Raw genomic sequence first — 8004 nt, 5'->3', positions numbered from 1 at the left:
CACCCGGCGCGACAGCCGGGCCGATGCGCTGACCACCGCCCGGATTCAACCCTCAGCCGGACCGCTCAGCCGACCAATCCTCGGTCATGAAAGATCGAGGCTAGTAGTTTTTTATCTATAGTCGTAGTACTGGTTGGTTTCATAGGGAAGGTGCAGCTGTGCGGCGACTCAGCGTCCCAGGCCGGATCCCTTTTCCTGTTGAGGGCCATCTTCGACTTGGCGATCTCCCCCATCACCGCGACGCGATCACGGTGAACTCGCGGTATCTGAGCCGGGCGGGCAAGCCGTGGTTCCCCATCATGGGCGAATTCCACTACGCCCGCTATCCGGCAGCCGAGTGGCGGGAAGAGCTGCTGAAGGTCCGGGCGGGCGGAGTGACCGTGGTCGCCACCTACGTCTTTTGGAATCTGCACGAGGAAAACCGAGGCTCCTTCGATTGGAGCGGCGACCGTGACCTGCGGCGTTTCGTAACCACTTGCGCCGAGCTGGGGCTCGACGTGGTGATCCGGATTGGACCATGGGGACATGGGGAGTCGCGCAACGGGGGCTTTCCGGACTGGGTGCTCGACGTGGACTGCACGCCACGAACCGACGATCTTCGCTACATCGAGCTGGTCCGGCCGTTGTTCAAGCAGATCGGGGCTCAGCTCGCTGGTTTGACCCGCCGGCATGAGGGTCCAATAGTGGCGGTTCAGGTGGAGAATGAGTTGTACGACCAGCCGGAGCATCTCGTCACGCTCAAGGGCATCGCCAAGGCGGCAGGCATCGACGCTGCGTTGTGGACCGCCACCGGTTGGGGGCACGCACAGCTTCCGCCGGATGAGGTGATTCCCTTGTTCGGCGGTTATCCGGAGGCCGCGTGGGACACCGCTCATGACGGCTGGCCACAGCAGAGCCGGGCCCATTACTTCTTCGGCCCTGGCCGAGACGACGACTCGATCGGCGCGGACCTGCGGACCACTGCGGCGGCCACTTCCGCTGAAGGCCATCTTGCGCGCTACCCGTTCGCCACCTGTGAACTGGGCGGCGGCATGTACACCTCCTATCACCGCCGCCCCGTCGTGGCGGCCCGCGACATCGCCGCCCTGGCGCTGGTCAAGCTGGGCAGCGGGTCGGTGTGGCAGGGCTATTACATGTACCACGGTGCTTCGCAAAAAATCGGCGCGCTGTCGACTCTGCAGGAATCGCACGCCACCGGTTACCCCAACGACTGCCCGGTGATCAACTACGACTTCCAGGCCCCTCTCGGCGAGTACGGCCAGTTCCGCGACTCCTACCACCACCTGCGGCTCCAGCACTTGTGGCTCGCCTCTGACGGACCGGAGCTGGCGACCATGACGCTGGCGATGCCGGCAGGCGCGCCGGAAGACACCACGGACCGGCGGACGCTGCGCTGGTGCGTGCGCTCCGACGGCCGCTCGGGGTTCTTGTTCGTCAACAACCACCAGCCCGTCGAGACGCTGCCCGCCCATCACGACGTGCAGTTCGCCGTCGCGCTGGACGGTCGCGAGCTCGTCGTGCCGAGCGAGCCGGTGACCGTGCCGTCTGGGGCGTACTTCGTCTGGCCCCTGGCCCGCCCGATCGGCGGCAGCCTGCTGCTGACCGCGACCGCACAGCCGATGGGCGTGCTCGACGCCGACGAGCCGGTGCACGTCTTCAGCCAGACTGCCGACATCCCCGTGGAGCTCGTCTTCGACGCCGCCACTGTCACCGAGGTCGAAGGCTCCGCAGCGGTGGAACGCACAGCAGGCCTTCTCGTGGCCACGGATCTCACGCCCGGCTGCGGCTGCCTGCTGCGAGTGCGCGACACCTCCGGCGGATGCGCAGCCGTCCTGGTGCTGGACGCCGCCAGTGCGCTGACCGCGGCCCGGGGCCGGCTGTGGGGAGCCGACCGGCTGGTGTTGAGCGGGCAGCCTACGGTCATCGAGGACGACCGCCTGGTGGTCTACGGCCAAGGCCCTGACGTGCGGATCTTTCCGGTGCCGAACAGCGCGACCCGGACCGACGGCGTGTTCGGCCTGGTGCCGTTGCCCGCACCCGTCGCACACGTGCCCGAGGTGAAGGTCGAGGCTGTCAGGCCGGCCGGCCCTGTCCGGCCTCCGGTCGTCGACTTCGCATCCGGGCGGGCCTCCGCGCCCACCGCGGCGGACTTCGATCAGGCCGCCGTCTACCGCGTCACCATCCCGGAAGACGCATTCACGGGTGAGGAGGAAGTGCTGCTTAGGCTGGACTGGGTCGGTGACGTGGGCCGCGCCTACATCGGCGGTCAGCTGGTGGCCGACCAATTCTGGTACGGCCCGGTCTGGGAGATCGGGCTGCGCCGCTTCCACCAGGAGGTTCTGCAGCACGGGCTGGAGTTGCGGCTGCTGCCGCTGCGGGAGGGTGCTCCTGTGTTCATCTCCCCCCAGGCGCGCCCCGCCACCTATCCCGATGGCAGCATCCTGGAACTGCGCTCGGCCACCCTGATCCCGATACGCCGCACCATGATCACCGCCGACGAGTGGTGACCACGCTCGACGAGGCGCTGGCCACTGCCGATCATCGCCATCATCAGGGCCGCCGGCTCTCACCATCTCATCTCCTCGATGGAGGCCCTCGTCGGCAGCGGCATCCACGCGATGGAGATCACCATGACGACGCCCGGCGCGGTCGAGGCCATCCGGCCACCAGCTGCCGAACCGGCACGACAGGAGCGCGGCAGAAACAGCGACGTTTACCGCGGCACGTCACAAGTCCGGGCAGGAGAACTGGAACTCGCGCGGCACGAACCCGGCGGTGCCGGCCCGCTCGGGTGCGCCGCGCCACCGCCATCCGGCTTCTGTGTCAATTCTGCCCGTGTTGCTGCGTGGGACGTCGGGGCCCCGGACAACTGCCCGGCCTCCGCTCAGCGCTTCCGCCAGTGCTTCCGCTCAGCTCTTCCGCTCACTCAGGACGCAGAACTCGTTGCCCTCCGGGTCGAGGAGGGTCACCCAGTGCTGCTCGTCCTGCACGGTGTCGGCGCGCCAGGCACCGAGGGAGAGCAGCCGGGCGACCTCGGCCTCCTGCTTCGGCCTCCGCGTCTGGTACGTCACCCCCTCGCGCGGACGGCGCATGGCCGCCGCATCCGCCTGTACGGTGAAGGCCTCGGCTTGAAGCATGAACAGGTCCACGATGGTGCGCTGTTGTTCCGCCACCACCTGGTCAAGGCAACCGGTGGCGACCGTGATCTGCGCCGGTTCGGCCGGCCCGAGGACCTGCGGCCAGCGTCAGAAGCGGCCGCGCGGCGCTTCCCGAACGTAACCCCCTAAAGAAAGGCGCGGAACGCTAGGAGGGATAAGGGCGGCCGTCGCGAGCGGCCTCAAGCTGAGCACGGGTGAGCACCGTCCCCGTCACCCAGGGGCGGGCAGTGAGCGCGTCGAGGCCGTCGGGTGCGCCAACAGGGCCGGTGGCCGCCGCAGCGGTGATGTCATCGAGCAGCCGGCTGAGGATGACGGCCAGCGCTCCTGGACCGCCGCCTGAGTAGCCCCAGGACAGGCCGTATCCGGCGCTGCGCGGGATCGGGTAGAGGATGCCGTCGGTGGTGCGGACCCAGATCGGCCCTTCCAAGACCACCTGAGCCAGCGGCGCGTGAGCGGGCAGCCGTTGCGGGATGGCCGCAAGGTATCCGCCGTCAGCCAGGCGGATCACCGGCGCGTCGGTTTCCGGGTCAAGCAGGGTGTGGCTCGCTTCGCGCAGCGGGTCCAAACGCTCGAAGGAGGCGTTGCGCTCAGCGGGCACCAGGCGGGCCACCCACTCGGCGCCGCACCGGGTTGCCGGGTCGATGTTCTGGGGCTGGCTGGCGGGGAAGTCTTTGCCGCCGTCCCACATCAGGGCTTGTTCGACGCAGGCGGCGGCGAGGGTGTCGTCGCGGCGCAGGATGTCGAGCCAGCCCGCGCGGCGTATCGGCTCGTCCAGGTCTTCGCGGTCTGTGTCGGGTACCGGCAGAGGGCTGGCGGCCACGGTGGTGGTGCCGGGCCGGATGCACTTGGCCAGGATTTCAAGATCTTGCTGGGCGTCGGCGCTGGCTTGGGAAAGGTCGGTGCGGGCCAGGTTGAGCAGGGTGTCGCGGGCGGGGCCGGAGTCGGTGAGCAAAGCCATCTGCAGAAGCGGCTGAATGTCCAGGCTGGGCAGAGCGGGAGCGACGACTGACGGCGCTGCAGGCTTCCAGGCGGTGATGAGTGCCGGGTCGCGCAGCGTCGAGGGCCAGTAGGGCAGGGGCTGCCCGAGCACGGCCGACAGGTGCGCCCAGGACAGGCCGCCGGGATTTTCCTCCGGCTGGCCGGGCAGCAGTCCCTCGATGTCTGGCCCGTCGATGCCGAAGCCGCCGCTGACTATGACGATCGCGGACGCGTGGTGGAGCAGCTCGGCGTCGTGCCGGACGCGGCGGACGATGTCGATCTGGAATCCCGGCTCGGCGTAGATGAGGTAGAGCGGGCCGGGGACGGGATCGAAACGGAGCGCCACCGCCTTCTTCAGCCTCACGGCGCCGGTGAAGTCGGCGGGCCGGCTGGCGCGGGGCCAGTGCGTGATCTCGATATGGGGAGCGAGGGCCGGGTCGAACGCGACCGCCCAGGCGAGTACGTCGGCTGCTCGCCAGTGCGGCTGGCCCGCATCGTGACCTGCTGGTTCAGCGAAGACGCCGGACCGTATCCAGGTACGGACCTTTCGCGTTGGAACGCTGAGCAGCTCGGCGCATCCTGCCGCGTCCAGAAGGGTCCCGCGCATCACACGCTCCAGGAGGGAGGGAGAGAAGGTCGTGACTTCTCGGATGGCCATTAGTGTGACCGCTGCCACTGACGTTTTCCGGCTGGGGCACGAAGGGCTCATGCCAGTAGACCAAGATCCCTGGACGCGGTAGCGGGAGTGCCGCTGCTTCTCCGGGGGAGGCGCTGACTGGAGGCGCTCAGATTCACTCATCAGCGCAGTTCAACAGGTTTCTAGGGCGGTTATCAGGTGCGACAGTGTGTCAAGAGGTTCTGTTATTCGGTAGACGACCTCCGATCCGGCCGCCCGGCGGAGCGCGCCAGGCATAACGCGACGGCATGGCCGAACAGGCGCACCACCCGTTCCTGGACTTGAGCAGGGTCGTGGGTGCCGCTCGACGAGGACCTGCACGAGGACGCCACGGATGGGCTGCTGGACTGGCACGTGGCCCATCCGGATCACGGGTTCGACCACCTGAGCGATCACGATTTCGGCGCCGCGGGCTTGGCCATTCCGCCGTATGTCCGCTGGACCGACATCTATGGAAGGCTGTCAATCCTGGACGAGCGCAGCGGAGGTCGCTCCCGCTTCAATCACGAGTGCCTCGCCGTGGTGCAGGCGGTCGCGGCCGGTGCGCCGTTGGACGACGCGGTGGCCGCGAACGCCAAGCGTCTGGGGGCCGGCCGCCGGATGGCACTTGGCGATATCGTGCTGGTTGCGCTTTCGCTCTACCGCAAGGGGCAGAGTAGGTGGTGCTCCTGCGTTCTACCTGGGGTTGTCCGGGCCGCCGATGATGCGGTGAATGGTGGAGCGTCCGACGCTGTACTCGGTGGCCAGGTCGGCGAGGGAGACCTCGCCTTCGGCGTGGCGGCGGCGGATGGAGCGGCGGGCGGATTCGGGGAGTTGGGGCTGCTTGCCCTTGAGATTGCCGTCCTTCTTGGCCAGGGCCATGCCTTCGTGGGTGCGCTGGTGCCCGATGTTTGCTTCGAATTCCGCGACCATCGCGAGGGTCTGCAGGAAGAGCCGGCCGAAGGGGTCGCTCCAGTCGTAGACGGATGCGCCGAGGCCGAAGTGGACGCCGCGGCTGGACAGGTCGGTGAGCAGGTCGTTGGCTTCGGCCATGTTGCGGGCGAACCGGTCGAACTTGGTGACGGTGAACACCGTGCCGTCCCACACGGCGGCGAGGGCCTGTTCGAGGCCGGCGCGGTTGCGGCCAGTGGTCCCGGAGAACCCGCGGTCGATGTAGATCCGGTCTTGCGGCACGCCGAGCGTCAGGAGCTGCTCGGTCTGGATGATGACGTCTTGTTCGTCGGTGGAGCAGCGCGCGTAGCCGACCCGGGTCCCGTTCACGCGTTCAATGTTCCGGTTAGGGGGCCTTCACCGGAACAGTTCGCGAAACACCTATACGGAACACCCCGACCTGGTTGTCCATCCGGCCCGTGTCGCTTCTGAAGTTCTCTGCGCTGATTCCCGAGGTCGTCTTCAAACTGACTGATCTGAACGCGCCTTGCTCATCCGAGCTTCGCGGTACGCCGTCGCCGACGCTCTCCGCGACGCCCCCAGACGGAGCTGACGACCCGCCCGCCCTGTGACACCCGACCAATCCCGCCCCGGCCTCCGGGCCCACTTGATTTTCAGGACGCGGGTTGCCGGGAGCCCTGGTCGCTTCGGTGTCCTGTCGGTTCCTGTAGGGCGATCGCCGCGTCGTTGTCGGAGACGTCGTCCGCAGTAATCCGTTTGTGTAGCAACACAGCCCGCTGTCAGTATGAAGGCCCATGCGTCACCCTCTTGACACGCTGGACTGGCCGATTTCCACCGAGCGGCTGCTGTTGCGCCGGGCTGCCCCCGACGACCTGGACGCGACCTGGGCCTTCCGGCAGCTGCCGGAGACTCACGAATGGGTCGCGGCCGCCACAGAGACCTACGACGACTACCGTGAGCGTTTCCTCCGCGAGGAGCGGCTCGTAGACCTGCTCATCGTCGAACTGGACGGCCGGGTGATCGGCGACCTGACACTGAAGGTCCAGGACGGTTGGGCCCAGGAAGAGGTCGCTGACCAGGCGGAAAGCGTCCAAGGAGAGCTCGGGTGGACGCTCGATCCCTCCTATGGAGGCAAGGGCTACGCCACCGAAGCGGTGCGCGCCCTCATCGACATCTCCTTCAAGAGTCTTGGCCTGCGCCGCCTGCACGCGGACTGCTTCTACGACAACGAATCCTCGTGGCGGCTGATGGAGCGGGTCGGGATGCGCCGCGAACAGCACACGGTGAGAGACTCGCTCCACCGCACCAAGGGATGGCTCGACGGTCTCTCGTACGCGCTCCTGGCCGAGGAATGGCCCGCTCACGAGTGATTACGGCGGAGACGCTTGGGAGCCCTCGCCGGGACGAAGATCACGCTGTCACTCATACACGCGGCCGCTCTCCTGCCGGCGCTGCGGCTGGAACCCAAGGACGCCACTGCGCCGGCACGGCTCAGTGCGTGGGGTGAAGCGCGGTGAAGGACATCCGGCCCGCCCGTCGTCGTTGGCGTCCGGGGGTGAGCCAACGCTATGCGCGTGTCCCGTCTCAAATGATCTTCTTTGGTTGCAACGCGCTGACCAGGGCGTATGGAATGTAGGTGAGACGGGGATGGGGTCGGATTCTCGGTGAACACGTTGGGTCTTGTCACTGTTTGCCTCCTTCATGGCGTGCGGGTTTGAGCCCATCGTCACGTGATCGGCACGGACAAGCCCCGACCTGGCGGGGCGTACGTCAAAAAGGGCCTGTCCGGCTACCCACCGCAGCGTGAAGTCCTGCGTGAGTGGCTGTTCGCCCAGCGCGGCATCGGGTGAAGGCACTGGCTTGCAAGCCGCTGGTGCGATCGGCCTGTATCGGGCTATCTGACCGGTGAATACGGGGCATCCGGGCCCCAGATCGCGTCGGCGCAGCACCGGGTGACGGCATCGCGTGCCGATTCACTGGCACCACCGGGACGCGCCCTCGGGTGGGCAGCGCCGGGCGCCCTCAACGCGGGTTGGTCTGGGGCGCCCGGCTCTGGCTCAGTCGTCCTCGGGCTCGGACGCGTCGCCCTTGCCCTCCTGCTCGCTCTGGTCGCCAGCCTGGTCCTGCTTGCCCTGCTGGTCCTCGGCCTCCTGACCCTGCTCGTCCTGGCCGTCCTCGGCCTCGGCGTTCTTGCCCTGCTCGTCCTCCGTGGCGCCCTCGTTGGGCTCCGCGCTCTCCTTGCCCTGCTCGGGCGTGGCCGTCCCGTTGTCGGCGGCCTGCGTAGAGGTGGGGGTGGGGGCG

General features: G+C 67.8%; 6 protein-coding genes. 2 read left to right on the top strand and 4 right to left on the bottom strand.

Annotated features, from left to right (window positions below; genetic code table 11):
• Positions 1–251: 251 nt before the first annotated feature.
• Positions 252–2507, top strand: a complete 2256-nt coding sequence (locus E1294_RS49835) for a beta-galactosidase (RefSeq protein WP_246083844.1) — start codon at positions 252–254, stop codon at positions 2505–2507.
• A 402-nt stretch (positions 2508–2909) separates the two neighbouring features.
• Here E1294_RS49835 and E1294_RS55270 read toward each other — a convergent pair whose 3' ends face one another.
• From E1294_RS55270 to E1294_RS49815, 3 genes are all read right to left on the bottom strand, one after another.
• Complete coding sequence (locus E1294_RS55270) at positions 2910–3176, bottom strand: VOC family protein (protein ID WP_246083843.1); 267 nt, start codon at positions 3174–3176, stop codon at positions 2910–2912.
• Positions 3177–3303: 127 nt separating this feature from the next.
• Positions 3304–4743, bottom strand: a complete 1440-nt coding sequence (locus E1294_RS49820; RefSeq protein WP_132519682.1) for a hypothetical protein — start codon at positions 4741–4743, stop codon at positions 3304–3306.
• Positions 4744–5487: 744 nt separating this feature from the next.
• Positions 5488–6072, bottom strand: a complete 585-nt coding sequence (locus E1294_RS49815; RefSeq protein ID WP_132519678.1) for a recombinase family protein — start codon at positions 6070–6072, stop codon at positions 5488–5490.
• A 425-nt stretch (positions 6073–6497) separates the two neighbouring features.
• Between E1294_RS49815 and E1294_RS49810 the strand changes: the two genes are divergently transcribed.
• Positions 6498–7073 carry a GNAT family N-acetyltransferase gene (locus tag E1294_RS49810; protein WP_132519675.1) on the top strand — a complete coding sequence of 192 codons (576 nt, stop codon included), beginning with the start codon at positions 6498–6500 and terminating at the stop codon, positions 7071–7073.
• A 687-nt stretch (positions 7074–7760) separates the two neighbouring features.
• On the opposite strand, the gene E1294_RS53855 is transcribed toward E1294_RS49810, so the two are convergent.
• Positions 7761–8004, bottom strand: a 244-nt coding sequence (locus E1294_RS53855) for a hypothetical protein (RefSeq protein ID WP_220448405.1), incomplete at its 5' end; no start/stop codon positions are given.

Origin of the sequence: Nonomuraea diastatica (assembly GCF_004349015.1) — a bacterium.
Classification (GTDB): domain Bacteria; phylum Actinomycetota; class Actinomycetes; order Streptosporangiales; family Streptosporangiaceae; genus Nonomuraea; species Nonomuraea diastatica.
This window is presented reverse-complemented; position numbering and strand designations above follow the sequence as displayed.

Coding starts and splice junctions, on each gene's coding strand:
- E1294_RS49820 (WP_132519682.1), bottom strand. CDS start 4,743: ATGCGCGGGACCCTTCTGGACGCGGCAGGATGCGCCGAGCTGCTCAGC.
- E1294_RS49810 (WP_132519675.1), top strand. CDS start 6,498: ATGCGTCACCCTCTTGACACGCTGGACTGGCCGATTTCCACCGAGCGG.